The sequence below is a fragment of the Neisseria gonorrhoeae genome (genome assembly GCF_003315235.1).
Taxonomy (GTDB): Bacteria; Pseudomonadota; Gammaproteobacteria; order Burkholderiales; family Neisseriaceae; genus Neisseria; species Neisseria gonorrhoeae.
This window is the reverse complement of sequence record NZ_QNRU01000029.1, coordinates 1-23,297: the sequence shown is the minus strand read 5'-3', so window position 1 is coordinate 23,297 and position 23,297 is coordinate 1. Positions and strand designations below refer to the sequence as shown.

Annotated in this window: 17 protein-coding genes and 1 pseudogene; 12 read left to right on the top strand and 6 right to left on the bottom strand. The window is 54.2% G+C overall.

Annotated features, from left to right (window positions below):
- Positions 1-138 precede the first annotated feature (138 nt).
- Entirely contained in the window at positions 139-477 is a 339-nt protein-coding gene (locus DFR77_RS10210) for a P-II family nitrogen regulator (RefSeq protein ID WP_002218119.1), read from the bottom strand.
- Positions 478-628: 151 nt separating this feature from the next.
- Here DFR77_RS10210 and purL point away from each other — a divergent pair, with 151 nt between their 5' ends.
- Positions 629-4,585, top strand: coding sequence for a phosphoribosylformylglycinamidine synthase (purL, locus tag DFR77_RS10205; RefSeq protein WP_113852122.1), 3,957 nt, complete (start codon positions 629-631; stop codon positions 4,583-4,585).
- Between the two features lie 70 nt (positions 4,586-4,655).
- On the opposite strand, the gene DFR77_RS10200 is transcribed toward purL, so the two are convergent.
- Positions 4,656-5,801: an NADH:flavin oxidoreductase/NADH oxidase family protein gene (locus DFR77_RS10200; RefSeq protein ID WP_249033560.1), complete on the bottom strand. Its 1,146-nt coding sequence runs from the start codon at positions 5,799-5,801 to the stop codon at positions 4,656-4,658.
- Between the two features lie 138 nt (positions 5,802-5,939).
- Positions 5,940-6,251, bottom strand: coding sequence for an ArsR/SmtB family transcription factor (locus DFR77_RS10195; RefSeq protein WP_003689616.1), 312 nt, complete (start codon positions 6,249-6,251; stop codon positions 5,940-5,942).
- Positions 6,252-6,482: 231 nt separating this feature from the next.
- Between DFR77_RS10195 and gloB the strand changes: the two genes are divergently transcribed.
- Positions 6,483-7,235 (top strand): hydroxyacylglutathione hydrolase, encoded by a 753-nt coding sequence (gene gloB, locus DFR77_RS10190; protein ID WP_003692274.1) that lies wholly within the window; start codon positions 6,483-6,485, stop codon positions 7,233-7,235.
- 233 nt (positions 7,236-7,468) lie between these two features.
- On the top strand, positions 7,469-8,923 hold the full coding sequence (gene mgtE / locus DFR77_RS10185; protein WP_003696042.1) for a magnesium transporter: 1,455 nt from the start codon (positions 7,469-7,471) through the stop codon (positions 8,921-8,923).
- Positions 8,924-9,008: 85 nt separating this feature from the next.
- Here the strand turns inward: mgtE and hslO are convergent, their stop codons facing one another.
- Positions 9,009-9,917, bottom strand: coding sequence for an Hsp33 family molecular chaperone HslO (gene hslO / locus DFR77_RS10180; RefSeq protein ID WP_017147017.1), 909 nt, complete (start codon positions 9,915-9,917; stop codon positions 9,009-9,011).
- A gap of 244 nt (positions 9,918-10,161) precedes the next feature.
- Here hslO and DFR77_RS10170 point away from each other — a divergent pair, with 244 nt between their 5' ends.
- The 7 genes from DFR77_RS10170 to hrpA all read left to right on the top strand — a co-directional run bounded on the left by DFR77_RS10170 (position 10,162) and on the right by hrpA (position 16,583).
- Positions 10,162-10,830 carry a C40 family peptidase gene (locus tag DFR77_RS10170; RefSeq protein ID WP_003697500.1) on the top strand — a complete coding sequence of 223 codons (669 nt, stop codon included), beginning with the start codon at positions 10,162-10,164 and terminating at the stop codon, positions 10,828-10,830.
- Between the two features lie 18 nt (positions 10,831-10,848).
- Positions 10,849-11,067 carry a hypothetical protein gene (locus tag DFR77_RS10165; protein ID WP_003689624.1) on the top strand — a complete coding sequence of 73 codons (219 nt, stop codon included), beginning with the start codon at positions 10,849-10,851 and terminating at the stop codon, positions 11,065-11,067.
- A 144-nt stretch (positions 11,068-11,211) separates the two neighbouring features.
- Positions 11,212-11,556: a CidA/LrgA family protein gene (locus DFR77_RS10155; RefSeq protein ID WP_002219918.1), complete on the top strand. Its 345-nt coding sequence runs from the start codon at positions 11,212-11,214 to the stop codon at positions 11,554-11,556.
- The gene (locus tag DFR77_RS10150) at positions 11,556-12,248 is read left to right on the top strand and encodes an LrgB family protein (protein WP_003697994.1); all 693 of its coding nucleotides are present in this window, start codon (positions 11,556-11,558) and stop codon (positions 12,246-12,248) included. The genes DFR77_RS10155 and DFR77_RS10150 overlap by 1 nt, the downstream gene beginning before the upstream one ends.
- A gap of 66 nt (positions 12,249-12,314) precedes the next feature.
- Positions 12,315-13,535 (top strand): bifunctional glutamate N-acetyltransferase/amino-acid acetyltransferase ArgJ, encoded by a 1,221-nt coding sequence (gene argJ, locus DFR77_RS10145; RefSeq protein ID WP_003692265.1) that lies wholly within the window; start codon positions 12,315-12,317, stop codon positions 13,533-13,535.
- A 59-nt stretch (positions 13,536-13,594) separates the two neighbouring features.
- Positions 13,595-15,004 carry a chloride channel protein gene (locus DFR77_RS10140; protein ID WP_003697502.1) on the top strand — a complete coding sequence of 470 codons (1,410 nt, stop codon included), beginning with the start codon at positions 13,595-13,597 and terminating at the stop codon, positions 15,002-15,004.
- Positions 15,005-15,191: 187 nt separating this feature from the next.
- A complete protein-coding gene (gene hrpA, locus DFR77_RS10135) occupies positions 15,192-16,583 on the top strand; it encodes an ATP-dependent RNA helicase HrpA (RefSeq protein WP_003692262.1) in 1,392 nt (463 codons plus the stop codon).
- 361 nt (positions 16,584-16,944) lie between these two features.
- Here hrpA and DFR77_RS10130 read toward each other — a convergent pair whose 3' ends face one another.
- Positions 16,945-17,631, bottom strand: a complete 687-nt coding sequence (locus tag DFR77_RS10130; protein WP_003692260.1) for a helix-turn-helix domain-containing protein — start codon at positions 17,629-17,631, stop codon at positions 16,945-16,947.
- A gap of 70 nt (positions 17,632-17,701) precedes the next feature.
- Positions 17,702-17,854, bottom strand: a complete 153-nt coding sequence (locus tag DFR77_RS13460; protein WP_003754616.1) for a hypothetical protein — start codon at positions 17,852-17,854, stop codon at positions 17,702-17,704.
- A gap of 460 nt (positions 17,855-18,314) precedes the next feature.
- On the opposite strand from DFR77_RS13460, the pseudogene lpt3 reads away from it, so the two are divergent.
- Together lpt3 and DFR77_RS10115 are read left to right on the top strand one after the other, a co-directional pair.
- A pseudogene (gene lpt3 / locus DFR77_RS10120) lies at positions 18,315-19,892 on the top strand (lipooligosaccharide phosphoethanolamine transferase).
- 101 nt (positions 19,893-19,993) lie between these two features.
- Positions 19,994-23,188, top strand: a complete 3,195-nt coding sequence (locus DFR77_RS10115) for a DUF3418 domain-containing protein (protein WP_170123231.1) — start codon at positions 19,994-19,996, stop codon at positions 23,186-23,188.
- Positions 23,189-23,297: the final 109 nt, after the last annotated feature.

Sequence of the window (23,297 nt, the reverse complement as noted above, 5' to 3'; positions counted from 1 at the left end):
GGTTCTTTCTGTACTTCTTTCTTTAATTTGCAGTGTGTTATCTTCATATTTCGAGGGTAACATATCTGCTAATCTGGTACAGACCCAAAAACAAATGCCGTCTGAAAGCCTTTCAGACGGCATTTCCATTCCAAACGCTCAAACCGCCGCGTCCGAACGTTCGCCCGTGCGGATACGGATTGCCTCCTCGACCGGCAGCACAAAAATCTTGCCGTCGCCGATTTTGCCCGAACGCGCCACCTCGACAATCACGTCAATCGCGCGTTCCACGGCATCATCCGCCAACACCAACTCGATTTTGACCTTGGGCAGGAAATCGACGGCGTATTCCGCACCGCGATAGATTTCCGTATGCCCCTTCTGCCTGCCGAACCCTTTGACCTCGCTGACGGTCATGCCCGTAATGCCGATTTCCGTCAACGCCTCGCGCACGTCGTCGAGCTTGAACGGTTTGACAATCGCCTCGATTTTTTTCATAAAATTTCCTTTGAACAAACAATACAAACACATCCGAAAAACGGGAACCCCCCGTCAGATTGTCAACATTTTAAACCAAAATACCCAAGCAATACAGCCCCCGTTGCGCATATAATGACAGCTTTTCCAACCGCATTTGAGAGCCGAATCCATGTCTGTTGTTTTGCCCTTGCGCGGCGTTACCGCCCTTTCCGATTTCCGTGTCGAAAAACTCTTGCAAAAAGCCGCCGCACTCGGCCTGCCCGAAGTCAAATTAAGCAGCGAATTTTGGTATTTCGCCGGCAGCGAGAAAGCACTTGATGCCGCGACTGTCGAAAAACTGCAAGCCTTGTTGGCGGCGCAAAGCGTTGAACAAACGCCCGAAGCGCGCGAGGGTTTGCATTTGTTTTTGGTAACGCCCCGTTTGGGTACGATTTCGCCGTGGGCTTCCAAGGCGACCAATATCGCGGAAAACTGCGGTTTGGCAGGCATCGAACGCATCGAGCGCGGTATGGCGGTGTGGCTGGAAGGTGCGCTTACCGATGAACAGAAACAGCAATGGGCGGCGTTGCTGCACGACCGCATGACCGAATCCGTGCTGCCCGATTTTCAGACGGCATCCAAATTATTCCACCATCTCAAATCCGAAACCTTCTCCACCGTCGATGTTTTGGGCGGCGGTAAAGAGGCTTTGGTCAAAGCCAATACCGAAACGGGTTTGGCACTCTCCGCCGACGAAATCGATTATCTGGTTGAAAACTATCAGGCTTTGCAGCGCAATCCGTCCGATGTGGAGCTGATGATGTTCGCGCAGGCAAACAGCGAACACTGCCGCCACAAAATCTTCAACGCCGATTTCATCCTCAACGGCGAAAAACAACCGAAATCCCTGTTCGGCATGATACGCGACACGCACAACGCGCATCCCGAAGGTACGGTCGTCGCCTATAAAGACAATTCGTCCGTGATCAAAGGCGCGAAAATCGAGCGTTTCTATCCGAATGCAGCGGAAAACCAAGGCTACCGTTTCCACGAGGAAGACACCCACATCATCATGAAAGTGGAAACGCACAACCACCCGACCGCCATCGCGCCGTTTGCGGGCGCGGCAACAGGCGCGGGCGGCGAAATCCGCGACGAAGGTGCGACGGGCAAAGGTTCGCGTCCGAAAGCGGGCTTGACCGGCTTTACCGTGTCCAACCTCAACATCCCCGACCTCAAACAGCCGTGGGAACAAGACTACGGCAAGCCGGAACACATTTCCTCGCCGTTGGACATCATGATTGAAGGCCCGATTGGCGGTGTGGCGTTCAACAACGAATTCGGCCGCCCGAACCTCTTGGGCTACTTCCGCACCTTTGAAGAAAAATTTGACGGTCAGGTTCGCGGCTACCACAAACCGATTATGATTGCCGGCGGTTTGGGCAGCATTCAGGCGCAGCAGACGCACAAAGACGAAATCCCCGAAGGCGCACTGCTGATCCAACTGGGCGGCCCGGGCATGCTCATCGGCTTGGGCGGCGGTGCGGCTTCTTCGATGGATACCGGTACAAATGATGCGTCTTTGGACTTCAACTCCGTACAACGCGGCAACCCTGAAATCGAACGCCGCGCGCAGGAAGTCATCGACCGCTGCTGGCAGCTCGGCGACCAAAACCCGATTATCTCCATCCACGACGTGGGCGCGGGCGGCTTGTCCAACGCTTTCCCTGAATTGGTCAACGATGCCGGACGCGGCGCGGTATTCGAGCTGCGCGAAGTGCCGTTGGAAGAACACGGTTTAACGCCTTTGCAAATCTGGTGTAACGAATCGCAAGAGCGTTATGTCTTGTCGATTTTGGAAAAAGATTTGGACACCTTCCGCGCCATCTGCGAACGCGAACGCTGCCCGTTTGCCGTAGTCGGCACGGCGACCGACGACGGTCATTTGAAAGTGCGCGACGATTTGTTCTCCAACAACCCCGTCGATTTGCCGCTGAACGTCTTGCTCGGCAAACCGCCCAAAACCACGCGTACCGACAAAACGGTTACGCCGTCCAAAAAACCGTTTCACGCGGGCGATATCGACATCACCGAAGCCGCCTACCGCGTTTTGCGCCTGCCTGCCGTAGCCGCCAAAAACTTCCTGATTACCATCGGCGACCGCAGCGTCGGCGGCATGACCCACCGCGACCAAATGGTCGGCAAATACCAAACCCCCGTAGCCGACTGCGCCGTTACCATGATGGGCTTCAACACCTATCGCGGCGAAGCGATGTCTATGGGCGAAAAACCGGCCGTCGCCCTGTTTGACGCGCCCGCCTCGGGCAGAATGTGCGTCGGCGAAGCCATCACCAACATCGCGGCAGTCAACATCGGCGACATCGGCAACATCAAACTTTCCGCCAACTGGATGGCGGCGTGCGGCAACGAAGGCGAAGACGAAAAACTCTACCGCACCGTCGAAGCCGTTTCTAAAGCCTGCCAGGCATTGGATTTGAGCATTCCCGTAGGTAAAGACAGCCTGTCGATGAAAACCGTGTGGCAGGACGGCGAAGAGAAAAAATCCGTGGTTTCGCCGTTGAGCCTGATTATTTCCGCGTTCGCGCCTGTTAAAGACGTGCGAAAAACCGTTACGCCCGAATTGAAAAACGTCGAAGGCAGCGTATTGCTGTTTATCGATTTGGGCTTCGGCAAAGCGCGCATGGGCGGCTCGGCGTTCGGTCAGGTGTACAACAACATGAGCGGCGACGCGCCCGATTTGGACGATGCAGGCCGTCTGAAAGCGTTTTACAGCGTAATTCAACAGCTTGTCGCCGAAGACAAACTTTTGGCGTATCACGACCGCAGCGACGGCGGTTTGTTTGCGACGCTGGCGGAAATGGCGTTTGCGGCACGGTGCGGTATTAGTGCCGATATAGATTGCCTGATGGATAAATTCCTGCCGATTCATCTCCCGGATTTTCAAGGCGACCCTGCCGAAGACTTATCTGACGAACTTTATAATCATGCCGCCATTAAAATCTTATTCAATGAAGAATTAGGCGCGGTTATCCAAATCCGCCAAAAAGATAGGGATTATGTTGATGCGGCATTTGAAACGGCCGGCTTAACCGATGCGGTCAGCCGGATTGGCTCTCCTGATTTTGACAATGAGTTTATTTCTTTCTTTGGTTACGGTTATTTCTTGGAACAAAACCGCGCCGACCTGCAACGCGCGTGGCAGGAAACCAGCCACGCCATCCAACGCCTGCGCGACAACCCTGCCTGCGCCGACAGCGAGTTCGCCCTGATTGGCGACAACGAACGCAGCGCATTGTTTGCCGACGTGAAGTTCGACGTGAACGAAGACATCGCCGCGCCGTTTATCAACAGTGGCGCGAAACCTAAAATCGCCATCCTGCGCGAACAGGGCGTAAACGGGCAAATCGAAATGGCCGCCGCCTTCACCCGCGCCGGATTCGATGCCTACGACGTGCATATGTCCGACCTGATGGCTGGCCGCTTCCGCCTTGCCGACTTCAAAATGCTGGCGGCGTGCGGCGGCTTCAGCTACGGCGACGTACTCGGCGCGGGTGAAGGCTGGGCGAAATCCATCCTGTTCCACCCTGCCTTGCGCGACCAATTCGCCGCCTTCTTTGCCGATCCGAACACGCTGACATTGGGCGTGTGCAACGGCTGCCAAATGGTCAGCAACCTTGCCGAAATTATCCCGGGCGCAGAAACATGGCCGAAGTTCAAACGCAACCTGAGCGAGCAGTTTGAAGCGCGCCTGAATATGGTTCACGTCCCCAAATCAGCGTCGCTGATTTTGAACGAAATGCAAGACTCCAGCCTGCCTGTCGTGGTCAGCCACGGCGAAGGCCGCGCCGACTTCGCGCTTCACGGCGGCAATATTTCCGCCGATTTGGGCATCGCGCTGCAATATGTGGACGGTCAAAACCAGGTTACCCAAACCTATCCGCTCAACCCCAACGGCTCGCCGCAGGGTATCGCCGGCATTACCAACGCCGACGGCCGCGTTACCATTATGATGCCCCACCCCGAACGCGTGTACCGTGCCGCACAAATGAGCCGGAAACCGGAAGGCTGGACGGAACTGTCCGGCTGGTACCGCCTCTTTGCCGGCGCACGTAAAGCCTTGGGCTAAACCGTCTGCCCAAACAAATGCCGTCTGAAAAAGGTTTTGAAACCCGTTTCAGACGGTATTTTGACCATTCTCAAGCCCTGCCGGTACTCAATCCCGCTTTACCGTTTTCCCGCAAAGTTTTCAGCAATACTTTCCACGCCGACAATTTAGGGTTGGACTGTTTTCCTTGTCCGATCAAATCCATTTGCGTCATATACCAGTTCATTTCTAACATTGCACCCGCTTTTTTATCAACAAATGCTACGCCAGTTTGGATGCGGTCTGCTTGTACGGTTTGGTAAGTTCTGTTTTGCATTTTGTTCGCCAAATCAGGGACTAAGGCAAACGGGCGGGCTATGCCGACCAAATCCAAATGACCGCTGGATAAGGCATCTTCCATGGCGGTTTGCGAACGGAATCCGCCGGTGATAATCAGCGGGGCTTGGCTGGCTGCACAGGCTTTTTCGGCGTAATCGATGAAGAAGGCTTCGCGTTTGCGGGTGCTGTCTTTGGCGGCGAGCATTTGCGGGCTTTCGTAGTTGCCACCGGAAACTTCAATAAAATCAATGCCCATTTCCGACAGTTTTTGCACCACCTGCACCGATTCGCTTTCGTCAAATCCGCCTTTTTGGAAATCTGCCGAATTGAGTTTTACGCCCACCAAGAAATCTTTGCCCGCGGCAGCGCGAATAGCGGTGTAGGTTTCCAAAAGGAAGCGCATACGGTTTTCCAAACTGCCGCCCCATTGGTCTTGGCGGCGGTTGTGGTGCGGCGAGAGGAATTGGCTGATGAGATAACCGTGTACGGCGTAAATTTGTACGCCTGAAAAGCCTGCCTGTTCGGCAATTTTGGCAGTTTGTACGAATTGCTGAATCAGCCCGTTGATTTCATCGGCACTCAATTCGCGCGGCGGATTGATAAAGCCATTCATGCCCACCAGCGGCACGGCGCTCGGTGCAAGCGGTGTTTTATTGACCACCGCAGGCGACTGTTTGCCCGCATGATTGATTTGCATGATGAGCAGCGTGTCGTTTTGCGTGCGGGCTTTCGCCCATTTTTTCAGCATTTCAAGGGCGCGGTCGTCTGAAATCAACACATCGTTTATCGAACCTTTGCCGCTTTCAGCCACCATCACATTGCCCGTCACCAAAACGCCTGCGCCGCCTTCTGCCCAAGCGCCGTACAGGCGGACAAGTTTTTCAGACGGCTGGTCGTTTTGGGCAAGTTGCTCTTCCATGGCGGATTTGAAGATACGGTTTTTGGCGGTTTGCCGTTTTGAAAAGTGAATGGCGTGAATAACATGATCGTTCCTTTAAGTTGATAAGTTTAAAAATGTAAACGTATTTGGGTAAAAATAAAGGGCCAACGGATAACCCTATTTTGAAAGCGGGCAATTTTGAGCCATCAAATCGGCAAGCTGTTTCAATCTCGCCACCGCATCCGCCATGGCAATACTGTAAAACCGCTCTTTGCCGACCTGCTCCACCGCCACCGCTCCGGCTTGCAGCATGATTTTTAAATGGTGCGACACAGCAGGGCGCGACAGATGCAGATGCTCGGTCAGCTCATTCACATTCATCCTACCGTGTTTCCACAATACATGCAGGATCTGATGGCGGTTTTCATCGCTCAATACGGTAAAAATGGGTATGCACTCGCGCATTAAATTCATGGTTTGTTGCGGCATATTCGATCTATTGAGTTTATATATTTAAAAATTCGAACGTATTTTAGAGGGAAGGTCGGCAGTTATCAAAGGCAGTTTGGTTTGCAGTTTGGCAATATATTGTTGCTGAAAGGTTTTTATAAGAAAAAATGCCGCCTGAAACAGCATGATGGCGTTTGCTAGGGTTCCGCTGTATATTAACGCCTTTCGGATACACCTTTCAGACGGCATCCGAACCATCAAGGAACACTCATGAAAATTACCCCCGTCAAAGCCCTGACCGACAACTACATCTGGATGATACAGCACGGCAACCATGCCGTCTGCGTCGATCCTTCCGAACCCTCGCCCGTCTTGGAATTCCTCGTACGCAACCGACTCATGCTCGCCCAAACCTGGGTAACGCACCCCCATCCCGACCACGAAGGCGGTGCGGCGGCACTCTGGCGCGGCTACATGGAATCGCCCGTTTACGGCGAATCCGACATCGAAGCCGCCACCCACACCGTAACCGCCGGCACACGATTCACCTTCGGCAACGGTCAGGTTACCGTTTGGGCAACACCCGGCCACACAGACCGCCACACCAGCTACCTTCTCGAAACTTCAGACGGCATACACGTTTTCTGCGGCGACACCCTTTTTTCCGCCGGCTGCGGACGCGTGTTTACCGGCACGGTCGAACAGCTTTACGACAGCTTCCAACGGTTCAACCAATTACCCGAAGGCACCCTGTTCTATCCGGCACACGAATACACCGCCGCCAACCTGCGTTTCGCCGCCCATATCGAGCCGGACAACGCCGACATTCAGACGGCATTGAAGGCGGCGGAACGCACGCCCACCCTGCCCGTTACCCTCGCGCACGAACGCCGCGTCAACCCGTTCTTACGGACAGAAATCCCCGCCGTCCGCCAACGTGCCGAAGCCCTGGTCGGCAAAACGCTGAACAGCGGTTTGGAAGTATTCGCCGCCCTGCGCGAACTGAAAAACGCCTACCGCTGACCTGCCCTCCGAAAAATGCCGTCTGAAACCCGCGTTTCAGACGGCATTTGCGTTAAAAATAGTAAACCGTTTCAAAAGGGAGTAGAATAGTGCTGTTTCCAATCCCGTGCCTGATTTTTCGGGCTTTTATTATGGACCTTCCCAGTTCGTTTTTACTGAACACCCCTTCCGATTCCAAACGACAATAACCATCCCGCCGGAATGCCTCCCCGCACACGGCGGGCGGAGCATTTATGAGCATCGAACACACTCCTCCGACACACGACGGCGAAACCGGTCAAAACCATGCCGAACGCCCTTCCGCCGATTTCGACCGTGTCCACTCCCTCTGCGAAATCCTCGAACCTGCTTTTGAACAAATCGAAAACGGCACACCGCTCGAAGATGCGCCGCTGCGCGACAAACTGACCGAGCTGACCGTCCTCTTGGCCGAGTTGCACCCTGCCGACGTGGCCGACGTCTTGGAGTCCCTGCCGCCGCGCGAACGCAATATCGTTTGGCTTCTGGTCAAACCCGAAGACGACGGCGAAGTATTGCTGGAAGTATCCGACGCGGTGCGAGAAACGCTGATCGAGTCAATGGACAAGGACGAATTGTTGGCGGCGGTCGATGATTTGGATGCGGACGAATTGGCGGAGCTGGCAGACGATTTGCCGCACCAAGTGGTTTATGAAGCCTTACAGACGCGCGATGAGGAAGAGCGCGCCCAAGTCAAGGCGGCAATGTCGTATGAAGACAACCAAGTCGGTGCGATTATGGACTTCGAGTTGGTCAGCATCCGCGCCGATGTCGCCTGCGAAGTGGTGCTGCGTTATCTGCGCCGCTTCGACAGCCTGCCCGACCATACCGACAAGATTTTTGTCGTCGATGAAAACGACGTGCTGCAGGGCGTGCTGCCCATCCGCAAACTTTTGGTCGCCGATCCCGAAGATTTGGTGGAAAACGTGATGGCGAAAGATGTCGTGCGTTTCCGCGCCGAGGACGACGTGGAAGAAGCGGCGCAGGCGTTTGAACGCTACGACTTGGTTACCGCGCCCGTCGTTGATGAAAACAAAAAGCTCATCGGCAGGATTACCATCGACGAGATGGTGGACGTGATCCGCGAAGAATCCGAAGCGGATATGTTGAACATGGCAGGTTTGCAGGAAGAGGAAGACCTGTTCGCCCCCGTCTTGGATTCCGTCAAAAACCGCTGGATGTGGCTCGCCGTCAACCTCTGCACCGCCTTCCTCGCCAGCCGCGTCATCGGCGCGTTTGAAGGCAGTATCGAAAAAATCGTCGCACTCGCCGCGCTGATGCCCATCGTCGCCGGCATCGGCGGTAACTCGGGCAACCAGACGATTACCATGATTGTCCGCGCGATGGCGATGGGGCAGCTGACGGATATGCAGGCGGGAAGGCTGTTGAAAAAAGAAGTCGGCGTCGCCTTGGTCAACGGCATTATTTGGGGGACGGTGATGGGAGCGGTTTCGTGGCTGCTTTACGGCAGCCTCGGCATCGGTTTGGTCATGGTTGCCGCGATGACGCTCAACCTCCTGCTGGCGGCAACGGTCGGCGTATTGATTCCCGTGGTAATGGAAAAATTCGGACGCGATCCCGCGCTGGGCAGCTCGGTGCTGATTACCGCCGTTACCGACTCCGGCGGCTTCCTCATTTTCTTGAGTCTCGCCACCCTGTTCCTGCTTTAAATGCCGTCCCGACCCGCGCAAAAATGCCGTCTGAAGCAGAAGCTGCTTCAGACGGCATTCGACCATTCATCCTTGTTGCTCAAGATTATTGGACGGTATGTCGGGGCAGCCCTTTGGCAACGCCGACCACATCCTCCCCGAACAGCGCGTTGACATCGGTTTCATCAAACACGTATTTGCTGTGGCAGAAGTCGCAATCGACTTCGATGCTGCCTTGTTCCGCCACCACACCTCCGACTTCTTCCCCGCCCAGCATCAACAGCATATCGCTGACCTTGCCCCGAGAACAGGTACATGAGGATTCAAACGTTTCCGGCTCGAACACGCGCGGCGGCGTTTCGTGGAACAGGCGGTATAAAACGTGTTGCGCGTCCAATTCTGCCAGCTCCTCCGCCGTCAGCGTGCGCGCCAGCGTACTGACGTGTTCCCATGCCTCTTCATCCAACACCTCTTCAGGCAGACGCTGCACCAGCAGCCCGCCCGCCGCTTCATCGCTTGCAGACAGGGCGATGTGCGTATCAAGCTGTTCGGAACGTTTCATATAGTTCACCAACATTTGCGCGATGCTGCCGCCTTCCAAAGGCACTACGCCCTGCCAGGGTTCGCCGTCTTTGGGTTGCAGCGTCAATACGAACACGCCGTTGCCGCCCAAAAGGTCGCCGAGGCTTTCGTCATCGGCTATTTCTGCGGTTTCGTCCCACCGCGCGGTTGCACGGACGGTACGGTCGGAAGTCGCTTCCGCAACCAGCATTTTCAGTTTTCCCTGCCCCTGAACCTGCACAATCAGCGTGCCTTCGTTTTTAAGGTTGCCCGACAGCAGAACGCCGGCAGCCAGTAGCTCTCCCAAGGCGCAGCTGATGGCGGCGGGATAGTTTTTCTGTTTTACAATGTGCTGCCACACGTTTTCCAAACGGACGTGCAGCCCGCGCACGGGCATATCGTCGAAGATAAAGCGGGTACGCGCATCGGCGCGGTTGATGGCGGTTTGATTCATGATTTTCTCTGACTGATTGTTCGGATGGCGGCTATATGGTTGCGGTCGGCGCGAAAACAAGGCGGACGGCGGATGCGCTTCCCAAATTCTCAATAAATTATATAAAAATCAACATATTAACTCAATCTAACAAGCCGTTTTTTGCCAAACAGCCGTTTTTTTATATACAATCAACAAGATATTTTCGACTGATACAGCATAACATCGCACGGCGGCACGATGCCTCCTGCGCGGAAACACCGATATGGATTCTTTTTTCAAACCGGCAGTTTGGGCGGTTTTGTGGCTGATGTTTGCCGTCCGCCCCGCCCTTGCCGACGAGTTGACCAACCTGCTCAGCAGCCGCGAGCAGATTCTCAGACAGTTTGCCGAAGACGAACAGCCCGTTTTACCCGTCAACCGAGCCCCCGCCCGGCGGGCGGGCAATGCCGACGAACTCATCGGCAGCGCGATGGGGCTTAACGAACAGCCCGTTTTACCCGTCAACCGAGCCCCCGCCCGGCGGGCGGGCAATGCCGACGAACTCATCGGCAGCGCGATGGGGCTTTTGGGTATTGCCTACCGCTACGGCGGCACATCGGTTTCTACCGGTTTTGACTGCAGCGGATTCATGCAGCACATCTTCAAACGCGCCATGGGCATCAACCTGCCGCGCACGTCGGCGGAACAGGCGCGGATGGGCGCACCCGTTGCCCGAAGCGAATTGCAGCCCGGGGATATGGTGTTTTTCCGCACGCTCGGCGGCAGCCGCATTTCCCATGTCGGACTTTATATCGGCAACAACCGCTTCATCCACGCGCCGCGCACGGGGAAAAATATCGAAATCACCAGCCTGAGCCACAAATATTGGAGCGGCAAATATGCGTTCGCCCGCCGGGTCAAGAAAAACGACCCGTCACGCTTTCTGAACTGATTTCCCAAGGAATACGCAATGAGTATGCCCGAAATGCCCAAATGGTACGGCGATGACGGACAGATCGTATCCTGTACCGAAAAGGTCAAAGTGATGTCCGAAAATATGGCCGAGCTGTATCAGACGGCACAAGACGCGTTTGAAGACGCGCTGCTGATGGGTTGCGGCGAACGGCAGTTGCGCGCTTACCTGCTCGCGCTGATTGAAGGTTTGGAAAATCCCTACCGCAAAGTCTGAACACGCCCCGGTTGCTGCGGCACGGTTTATCCGTGCCGTTTTTGCGTTTGTGCGCGGCTTCGGCTTTTCAGACGGCATATTTGACGTTATGATTAAACAGTTAACAAGATTTATCACAACGCCGTCAAAAGACAGACACACAACATGAACATCATCCGCGCGCTCCTCATCATCCTCGGCTGCCTCGCCGCCGGCGAAACCGCCGTTTTCCTAGCAGGCATCAAACTGCCCGGCAGCATCGTCGGCATGGGCGTGCTGTTTGCGCTTTTGCAGGCGGGTTGGGTCAAAACGTCTTGGCTGCAACAGCTTACCGACGCGCTGATGGCAAACCTGACGCTGTTCCTCGTGCCGCCCTGCGTGGCGGTCATCAGCTATTTGGATTTGATTGCCGACGATTGGTTTTCGATACTGGTTTCCGCCTCCGCCAGCACTTTGTGCGTACTGCTGGTTACGGGCAAGGTTCACCGCTGGATACGGAGCATTATCTGATGAGCGAAATCCTCAGGCAGCCCAGCGTTCTGCTTTTCCTCACGCTTGCCGTGTACGCGCTTGCGATTATCGTGCGCACGCGCACGGGCAATATCTTCTGCAACCCCGTACTCGTCAGCACTATCGTGCTGATTGCCTACCTGAAAATCCTCGGTATCGATTATGCGGCGTACCACAATTCCGCGCAATTCATTGATTTTTGGCTGAAACCCGCCGTCGTCGTGCTTGCCGTGCCGCTCTACCAAAACCGCCGTAAAATCTTCAACCAGTGGCTGCCCGTCATCGTTTCGCAGCTTGCGGGCAGCGTTACGGGCATTGTTACGGGGATGTATTTTGCCAAGTGGCTGGGCGCGGAACGCGAAGTCGTCCTCCCGCTCGCGTCCAAATCTGTTACCAACCCCATCGCCATCGAAATCACCCGCTCCATCGGCGGCATTCCCGCCATTACCGCCGCCACCGTCATCATTGCCGGTCTGGTCGGACAGATTGCCGGTTACAAAATGTTGAAGAACACGGTCGTCATGCCCTCGTCCGTGGGTATGTCGCTCGGCACGGCTTCGCACGCGATGGGCATTGCCGCCTCGCTCGAACGCAGCCGCCGCATGGCGGCATACGCGGGGATGGGGCTGACGTTCAACGGCGTGCTGACCGCGCTGATTGCGCCGCTGCTTATCCCCGTTTTGGGGTTCTGAACCCGTTTCAGACGGCATTTCAACCCATGCCGTCTGAACGCCGACACACTCGCAAGGAGAACCGTTATGGCTGTCAACCTGACCGAAAAAACCGCCGAACAACTGCCCGACATCGACGGCATTGCCCTCTACACCGCCCAAGCAGGCGTGAAGAAGCCCGGGCATACCGACCTGACACTGATTGCCGTAGCCGCCGGCAGCACCGTCGGTGCAGTCTTCACGACCAACCGTTTCTGTGCCGCGCCCGTCCACATCGCCAAATCGCACCTTTTCGACGAAGACGGCGTGCGCGCCCTCGTCATCAACACGGGCAACGCCAACGCGGGTACGGGCGCACAGGGCAGAATCGATGCTTTGGCAGTGTGTGCCGCCGCCGCCCGGCAAATCGGCTGCAAACCGAACCAGGTGCTGCCCTTCTCCACCGGCGTGATTCTCGAACCGCTGCCCGCAGACAAAATCATCGCCGCCCTGCCCAAAATGCAGCCTGCCTTCTGGAACGAAGCGGCACGCGCCATCATGACCACCGACACCGTTCCCAAAGCCGCCTCGCGCGAAGGCAAGGTCGGCGACCAACACACCGTCCGCGCCACAGGCATTGCCAAAGGCTCGGGCATGATTCATCCCAATATGGCGACCATGCTCGGTTTCATCGCCACCGATGCCAAAGTTTCCCAACCCGTCCTCCAACTGATGACGCAGGAAATCGCCGACGAAACCTTCAACACCATCACCGTTGACGGCGGCACCAGCACCAACGACAGCTTCGTCATCATCGCCACCGGCAAAAACAGCCAAAGCGAAATCGACAACATCGCCGACCCGCGTTACGCCCAACTCAAAGAATTGTTGTGCAGCCTTGCGCTCGAACTCGCCCAAGCCATCGTCCGCGACGGCGAGGGCGCGACCAAGTTCATCACCGTCCGCGTCGAAAACGCCAAAACCTGCGACGAAGCCCGCCAAGCCGCCTACGCCGCGGCACGTTCGCCACTGGTCAAAACCGCCTTTTTCGCCTCCGACCCCAACCTCGGCAGGCTGCTCGCCGCCATCGGTTATGCCGACGTTGCCGACCTCGATACCGACCTCGTGGAAATGTATCTCGACGATATTTTGGTTGCCGAACACGGCGGACGCGCCGCAAGCTACACCGAAGCACAAGGGCAGGCGGTGATGTCGAAGGACGAAATCACCGTCCGCATCAAGCTGCATCGCGGACAAGCCGCCGCCACCGTCTATACCTGCGACCTGTCGCACGGATACGTTTCCATCAACGCCGACTACCGTTCCTGACCCGACACGGCTTCAGACGGCATACATAAAATGCCGTCTGAACCGTCGGACAACATACCATGACCTCCACATTCCCCCGCCGCCTCGCCCGCAAAATCCGCCAAACCCGCCGCCTGTCGCGCAAAAGCATCGCCTTTCTGTTCCTTCTGGCAGGTTCGGCACTCGTCGCCCTGACCGCACTGTTTTTTGCCCATCTTGCCGATTTTGCGCTGGAACTGAACGCCAAACTGGTTCAACAATACCCGTGGTTCGCATGGATTGCCCTGCCGCCGGGACTGCCCGTCATCGTCTGGCTCACACGCAAATTCGCCCCCTTCACCGCCGGCAGCGGCATCCCTCAAGTCATCGCCTCACTGTCGCTGCCCTACGGCGCACAAAAAACGCGGCTGATACGCCTCGGGCAAACGCTGCTGAAGATTCCGCTGACCTTTTTGGGTATGCTGTTCGGCGCGTCCATCGGACGCGAAGGCCCGTCCGTGCAGGTCGGCGCGGCAGTAATGGGCGCGTGGGGCGCGTGGTGCAAAAAACACGGTTTGGCGTTTAAGGGTATGCAGGAAAACGATTTGATGGCGGCGGGCGCGGCGGGCGGTTTGGCAGCAGCGTTCAACGCGCCGCTGGCGGGCGTGATTTTCGCCATTGAGGAACTGGGGCGCGGCATCATGCTGCGCTGGGAGCGGCAGATTCTGCTCGGCGTACTCGCCGCCGGTTTCATACAGGTCGCCATTCAGGGCAACAACCCGTATTTTTCGGGTTTCAACGGCGGCGTTTTGGAAAATATTTTGATGTGGATCGTGGCGGCGGGGCTGGTTTGCGGCGCGGCTGGCGGCATATTTGCCCGTATGCTCTATCGCGGTGCGGCGGCGTTTGCACCGCGCAAGATACGCGGCTTCATCCGCAACCGTCCGCTGCTGCTGGCGGCACTGATGGGGCTGCTGCTCGCCCTGCTCGGCACGTTCTACCAAGGCAAAACCTACGGCACCGGCTACCACGAAGCCGCCCAAGCCCTGCACGGCATCTACGAAGCCCCCGTCGGACTCGCCGCCGCCAAATGGCTCGCCACCGTATTCAGCTATTGGGCAGGCATTCCGGGCGGCATTTTCACTCCCTCGCTGACCATAGGTGCGGTTTTGGGCGAGCATATCGCCGCCATCGCCGACATATCGCAGGGTGCAAACATCATCGTCCTCATCTGCATGGCGGCATTTTTAGCGGGCGCGACACAATCGCCGATTACTTCCGCCGTCGTCGTCATGGAAATGACCGGCGGGCAAAGCCTGCTGTTTTGGATGCTGATTGCCTGCATTTTCGCCTCGCAGGTTTCGCGCCAGTTTTCGCCGCGTCCGTTCTACCACGCATCGGGAATGCGCTTCCGCCGGCGCGTGCTTCAGGAAACCGCCGCCCAAACCGGCAATGCGCCCGCAAGACCGCAAGCCGCAAACAGCAAAACGGGAATGCCGTCTGAAAATTAAAACGCCCCCGATCAAACGCCGGCAGCCGCCTTGATTCAAATACCGTTCCGCTGCGCTTGAAATTTCAGCAACAATGCCGTCTGAACGACAGAATGCGGTTTTCAGACGGCATTTCCCCATCCCGATATTGCTCAAACAAAACCGAAGCGTTTGCTATAATTGCACTTTTTACCGCACACGCACGCCCATGTTTCCCGATTTCTCCCAAACCCTCTCCAAAGACCGCCACTTCCTGCAATCCGCCTTCAAAAATCCCAACAAATACGGCGGCTTGTCCAAAATCGAAGAAAAATACCGAAAATCGCACGAAATCTTCTTGAAACGTTTGGCCGCATTGCCAAAACCCGAATTCGACGACACCCTGCCCGTTCACGAAAAACTCGAAGAAATCAAAAAAACCGTTGCCGAAAATCAGGTAACGATTATCTGCGGCGAAACCGGTTCGGGCAAAACCACGCAGTTGCCCAAGATTTGTTTGGAACTCGGGCGTGGGGCGGCAGGATTGATCGGGCATACCCAGCCGCGCCGTTTGGCCGCGCGTTCGGTGGCGGAGCGGATTGCCGAAGAGCTGAAATCCGAAATCGGCAGCGCGGTCGGCTATAAAGTGCGCTTTACCGACCACACCTCGCGCGATGCCTGCGTCAAGCTGATGACCGACGGCATCCTGCTGGCGGAAACCCAGACCGACCGTTATCTCGCCGCCTACGACACGATTATCATTGACGAAGCGCATGAACGCAGCCTGAACATCGACTTCCTCTTGGGCTACCTAAAACAACTCCTGCCGCGCCGCCCCGATTTGAAAGTCATCATCACATCAGCCACCATAGACGCAGAACGCTTCTCCCGACACTTCAACGGCGCGCCCGTACTGGAAGTGAGCGGGCGCACCTATCCCGTCGAAATCCTCTACCGACCGCTGACCGGCAAAGACGAAGACGACGCAGAAGTCGAGCTGACCGACGCGATTGTCGATGCCGCCGACGAATTGGCACGCTACGGCGAAGGCGATATTTTAGTATTCCTGCCGGGCGAACGCGAAATCCGCGAAGCGGCAGAAGCCCTGCGCAAATCCACACTGCGCCGCAATGACGAAATCCTGCCCCTGTTTGCACGCCTGTCGCACGCCGAACAGCACAAAATCTTCCACCCTTCAGGCGCAAAATGCCGCATCGTGCTGGCGACCAACGTCGCCGAAACCTCGCTCACCGTGCCGGGCATCAAATACGTCATCGACACCGGCCTCGCGCGCGTCAAACGCTATTCCGCGCGGGCAAAAGTGGAACAACTTCACGTAGAAAAAATCTCCCAAGCCGCCGCCCGCCAACGCTCCGGCCGCTGCGGACGCGTCTCAGCAGGCGTGTGTATCCGACTGTTTTCAGAAGAAGATTTTAACAGCCGTCCCGAATTTACCGATCCCGAAATCGTCCGCAGCAACCTCGCCGCCGTCATCCTGCGCATGGCATCGCTGAACTTGGGCGACGTAGCAGCATTCCCATTTTTAGAAATGCCCGACTCGCGGTATATCAATGACGGGTTTCAGGTGTTGTTGGAATTGGGGGCAGTGGAGGAGAATTAGATTGAAAGCAGGCTACCTGAAAATGTGAAGCAGCCTGCACTTTTAAGGTTAAATTGAATAAAGTTCAGATGACTTAAACGTAGAAAACCAAGCGGTCAGCTAACTGACGGCTTGGTTTTTGACCCACCCCTGACCCTAATTCTTACAACGGTGTTTCAGGTATTCAGTTTCCCTTTCTCCTAGCTGTATTCACAGCAACAGTTGTAAGCCGAGATTTTGATTTACCTTTGCGCTATGAATGCAAACAGGCATTTCATAGGGCTTAATCAATAATCATGATGATAAATCGTCAGGCTTAATATTGCCCAATGAATAGCATTTTATTTAAGGCTGCTTTCCTGCCTTGGGGGTTTAAGGTATTTTACCATGAAGCCTGATATTCAATAATATCGTTTACAGAGAATCCATGATTTAACAAGGCTTGCCGAATGAGAAAAGGTAAAGATTGAGTATATTTAGGGAAGTTACAACAAAATTCCAACCAAAACCTGCCCATATTTTCAATATCTTTACTACTTAATTTATCAAAAAATCGAAGTAACTCGCTAATTCCTATTGATTGATTTAAAATAGTTTGCCATGCTGCTGCTTCCAAACTTTTATCATAATCGTCATAAATTTTCTTTTTTAAAATCATATAAAATTGTTCATTCCCTTGATAATGAATGATAAATTTATATGCTGGTATAAATTTATTATAGCCATTGTTTTTACCAATAAGAAGACTAAAAATTATTTTTCCTTCTACTTTAATAAATTCAATTTTAGATGTCTCTGCATTTTTGCGCCAATACAGCTTGAATGTGTTCCTACGTAATTTGTATCCGAATAAATCCAATAAAGGTTTGAGCTGTTGCTCTGTTCCCAATTTTTCGCCCTTGCTCCATGCACTCACAACTGATTGTTGTGTGCGGCAAGTTTTAGCAATTTCAGTTTGCGTCCAACCATTATTCAATGCCAGCCTAACGAGTTCTCTCGTCTGCTTAAATGGTTTTTTCTTTGTCTTTTCAGATTGTGTTTCTGTCTTTTCGGTTTGTTTGTTTTCCATAATACCCCCAATATGCCAATTAAAATGGCGATACCAAGTATAATATCGCCATTTATAGGCAAGGCAATGGCTATTTTTTGCCTTTACCGCTATTCGCAGGATTTTGTGGATTCATTTGCCAGCCACGATTTCCCTGATTTTGTGAATACGTTTTATTTGTTCCTGACGTGCCTTTATTAGCATTGCTCATGTTTGATTGATGATTGGCTTGTTTATTGCTCATTTTAGTTCTACTCCTGAAAAAGATATTTAATCTGCTTGGTGAAACTGTGGATTGCTTTGCAATCGCTCGGTGTTGATGGGATTGCAATTCTACGGTTATTTGGTGCTACCAAAATATTGTGCTTTTTTCTATTTTGTATTTTCCACCCCCTATTTAGTAGTGAATGAATAAAAGAATTGATTTTTGAATTGGTGCTAAATTTTTTCATGATTACCCCCCATGACGATAGGTAGCATCATAAAAAATTCGTAGCAAAAGTTCCATTGATAAAAAGTTGATAAATTTTGATATTTTATGATATTTTGTAATTTATTGATATTTAATGATTTTAAGATAGACATTCTATGGATTTAAGATTTACTTCTCGTTTTTTGAAAAACAATCTGTAAACAGATAGCTGCTGAAGAATACCGTTGCCGAGCCCCAAAACCCGTCCTGCAACTTTTATTGTGAACTGCCCATTATGAAAAAATCCCTTTTCGTTCTCTTTCTGTATTCATCCCTACTTACCGCCAGCGAAATCGCCTATCGCTTTGTATTCGGAATTGAAACCTTACCGGCTGCAAAAATGGCGGAAACGTTTGCGCTGACATTTATGATTGCTGCGCTGTATCTGTTTGCGCGTTATAAGGCTTCGCGGCTGCTGATTGCGGTGTTTTTCGCGTTCAGCATGATTGCCAACAATGTGCATTACGCGGTTTATCAAAGCTGGATGACGGGCATCAATTATTGACTGATGCTGAAAGAGGTTACCGAAGTCGGCAGCGCGGGCGCGTCGATGTTGGATAAGTTGTGGCTGCCTGCTTTGTGGGGCGTGGCGGAAGTCGTGCTGTTTTGCAGCCTTGCCAAGTTCCGCCGTAAGACGCATTTTTCTGCCGATATCCTGTTTGCCTTCCTAATGCTGATGATTTTCGTGCGTTCGTTCGACACGAAACAAGAGCACGGTATTTCGCCCAAACCGACATACAGCCGCATCAAAGCCAATTATTTCAGCTTCGGTTATTTTGTCGGACGCGTGTTGCCGTATCAGTTGTTTGATTTAAGCAAGATCCCTGTGTTCAAACAGCCTGCTCCAAGCAAAATCGGGCAAGGCAGTATTCAAAATATCGTCCTGATTATGGGCGAAAGCGAAAGCGCGGCGCATTTGAAATTGTTTGGTTACGGGCGCGAAACTTCGCCGTTTTTAACCCGGCTGTCGCAAGCCGATTTTAAGCCGATTGTGAAACAAAGTTATTCCGCAGGCTTTATGACGGCAGTATCCCTGCCCAGTTTCTTTAACGTCATACCGCACGCCAACGGCTTGGAACAAATCAGCGGCGGCGATACCAATATGTTCCGCCTCGCCAAAGAGCAGGGCTATGAAACGTATTTTTACAGTGCCCAGGCTGAAAACCAAATGGCAATTTTGAACTTAATCGGTAAGAAATGGATAGACCATCTGATTCAGCCGACGCAACTTGGCTACGGCAACGGCGACAATATGCCCGATGAGAAGCTGCTGCCGTTGTTCGACAAAATCAATTTGCAGCAGGGCAGGCATTTTATCGTGTTGCACCAACGCGGTTCGCACGCCCCATACGGCGCATTGTTGCAGCCTCAAGATAAAGTATTCGGCGAAGCCGATATTGCGGATAAGTACGACAACACCATCCACAAAACCGACCAAATGATTCAAACCGTATTCGAGCAGCTGCAAAAGCAGCCTGACGGCAACTGGCTGTTTGCCTATACCTCCGATCATGGCCAGTATGTGCGCCAAGATATCTACAATCAAGGCACGGTGCAGCCCGACAGCTATATTGTGCCTCTGGTTTTGTACAGCCCGGATAAGGCCGTGCAACAGGCTGCCAACCAGGCTTTTGCGCCTTGCGAGATTGCCTTCCATCAGCAGCTTTCAACGTTCCTGATTCACACGTTGGGCTACGATATGCCGGTTTCAGGTTGTCGCGAAGGCTCGGTAACAGGCAACCTGATTACGGGCGATGCAGGCAGCTTGAACATTCGCAACGGCAAGGCGGAATATGTTTATCCGCAATAAGCAGCGTGAAAACCAATAAAGACAAATTTAGATGATGTCGGGGAAGATGCCCGACCGACAAGACTATGCAAAATATGAAAAACCAAGTACGCGGATCAGGCATGGATGCCCGATCCAACCCGGCCAATGTTTCAGACGGCCTGCAAAACAGTTCGGGCCATATCGGTACCAACACGCGCTACCGCCTGACCAAGCTCGGCGAACAAATGGCGCGCCTGCCCATCGATCCGAAAATTGCGCGCATTTTGCTGGCGGCGAAGAAACACGACTGCATGGCGGAAATATTGGTGATTGCGTCTGCGCTGTCGATTCAAGACCCGCGCGAACGGCCGCTGGAAGCGCGCGATGCCGCGGCCAAGGCGCATGAACGCTTTACCGACAAGCAATCCGATTTCCTTACCTACCTGAATATTTGGGACAGTTTCCAGCGCGAGCGCGACAAAGGTTTGTCCAACAAGCAGTTGGTGCAATGGTGCCGTCAATATTTTCTGTCGCACCTGAGGATGCGCGAGTGGCGCGAGCTGCACCACCAGCTTGCCCAAACCGCGATTGAAATGGGCTTGACCACCAAAGAAGCTGCGTTTAGACGACCTCCCGAAGTCAAGCAACTGACGTCGTCTGAGAATGCGGGCGACCAAGACCTATCTGCCAAACTCAAACAAAAACAACTGGATAAGAAACAACACCGCACCCAAATCCGCGCTACCAAAGAAGCGGGCTACGAACAAATCCACCGCGCCCTGCTCACCGGCCTCATCGCCAACGTCGGCATGAAATCGCCCGACAGCAACGACTACACCGGCGCGCGCGGCAGCCGCTTCCACCTTTTCCCCGCCTCCGCCCTGTTCAAAGCCAAGCCCAAATGGGTGATGGCGGCAGAATTGGTTGAAACCACGCGCCTTTACGCGCGCGACGTCGCCGTTATCCAGCCCGAATGGATCGAGCAGGAAGCCCCGCACCTTGTCCGCTACCATTATTTCGAGCCGCACTGGGAACAAAAACGCGGCGAAGTCGTCGCCAGCGAACGCGTAACGCTTTACGGCCTGGCCGTATTGCCGCGCCGCCCCGTGTCTTACGGTAAAGTTGTGCCCGAAGAAGCACGTGAAATCTTTATCCGCAGCGCGTTGGTGGCGCAGGAATACGATTTGAAAGCGGATTTTTTTGTCCACAACAAAAAGCTGATTAAAGAAATTACCGAACTCGAACACAAATCGCGCAAGCAAGACGTATTGGTCGATGACGAAGCCCTGTTTGCGTTTTATCACGAACGGCTGCCCGATTTTTATATGGCGGATTCGGTTTCAGAGGGCCTGTGTCCTGCAAATCCGCAGCAAACCACCCCCTCCCCCGTGGGGGAAGGCTGGGGAGAGGGCAAAACAGTTGCCGCACAAACCAACTTTTCCGCAACCTCAGCAAGCCCTCTCCCTAACCCTCTCCCACAGGAGAGGGAACAGAGTGCCTCAGTTTCAACGGTTTCAGGCAGTCTGAAAACAATGTCTTGCGAAGCAAGGCTGAATTTCTGCGAAGCTAAAACTAAAACCGAAAGCAGCCTGCACTCCCAAAGGCTATCTGAAAACTACACCCCGCCATTTTCAGACGGCCTGCGTCCTGCAAACCCCCAGCAAACCACCCCCTCCCCCGTGGGGGAGGGCTGGGGAGAGGGCAAAACAGTTGCCGCACAAACCAACTTTTCCGCAACCGCAGCAAACCCTCTCCCACAGGAGAGGGAACAGAGTGCCTCGGCTTTAACAGTTTCAGATGACCCCAAACCCAAAAAGCAGCCTGCATCTCAAAAAGGCCGTCTGAAACCTTTGCCCCTTGCCGATATCCGCACCTTTGAAGCCTGGCTCAAAACCGCCGAGCGCGACAACCCGCGCCTGTTGTTCCTCAGCCGCGACGACCTCATGCAGCACGCCGCCGCGCACATCACCGAAGAACAATTCCCCAAACACTGGCAGACCGCAGACGGCAAATTCAAACTCAGCTACCGCTTCGAGCCGCACCACCCGCTCGACGGCGTTACCCTCACCCTGCCGCTCACCGTGCTCAACCGCATCAGCCCCGCCGCCCTCGAATGGCTCGTGCCCGGCATGATACGCGAAAAAATCCAGCTACAAATCAAAGCACTGCCCAAACAAATCCGCCGCATCTGCGTACCCGTACCCGAATTCATCACCCAATTTTTAAGCCAAAACCCCGACCGCAACGCCCCCATCCTGCCCCAGCTCGCCCAAGCCATCGCCAAAACCGCAGGCGACATCCGCATACTCGAGCAAATCAACCAAGACGAATGGGCCGCGTTCAGGCTGCCCGAACACTGCTATTTCAACCTCCGCATCATCGACGACGGCGGACAAGAGTTAGCCATGGGTCGCGATTTAATCCAAATCCAACAACAACTTGGCAAAGCCGCCACCACCACCTTCCGCGACAACACCCAAGAATTCGAGCGTGACAACGTTACCGCATGGGACATCGGCATCCTGCCCGAATCCATCAAATTCGCCCGCGGCAAACAACAGCTCACCGGCTACCTCGGCCTGCAAAAAGAAAAAGACGGCCGCATCGCCCTGCGCCTGTTCGACACGTCTGCCGCCGCCGGACACGCCCACAGATTAGGCGTGATTGAACTCATGAAACTACAACTAAAAGAACAAGTTAAAGATCTGAACAAAGGCATCCAAGGCTTCACCCAAGCCGCCATGCTGCTCAAACACATCAACGCCGACACCCTGCGCGACGACCTCACCCAAGCCGTCTGCGACCGCGCCTTTATCGGCGAAGACAAGCTGCCGCGCAACGAAAAATCCTTCAAAGAACAAATCAAACGCGCCCGCAGCCGCCTGCCCGCCGTCAAAGAAGCCCTCAGCCGCTACCTGCAGGAAACCGCAGCCGCCTACGCCGAACTGAACGGCAAACTCGGCAAACACCCATTGACCCACCTCCTAAGACTACGCCTGCAAACCCTGCTTGCACCCGGCTTCGCCACCCGCACCCCGTGGGCACAATGGCCGCGCCTCCCCATCTACCTCAAAGCCATGACCCTGCGCCTCGAAAAATACAGCAGCAACCCCGCCCGCGACGCAGCCCGCGAAGCCGATATCCAAGAGCTGGAACAAATGTGGCAGGAAAAAACTGACGGCTTGGCGAAACAAGGACAGCCCGTTTCAGACGGCCTCGCCGCGTTTAAATGGATGATTGAAGAATTGAGAGTGTCGCTGTTCGCGCAGGAGTTGAAGACGCCGTATCCGGTGTCGGTAAAGCGGCTGTTGAAGATGTGGGAGATACTACTTTAATTGACAACAGCATTTTTACAATTCATTTTCAACCCATTGAATTTCAATATTTGAAAATTCACCGGATTTCAGACGCGGCAAAGCAGGCATTTAAAAAATGCCTTTTTTC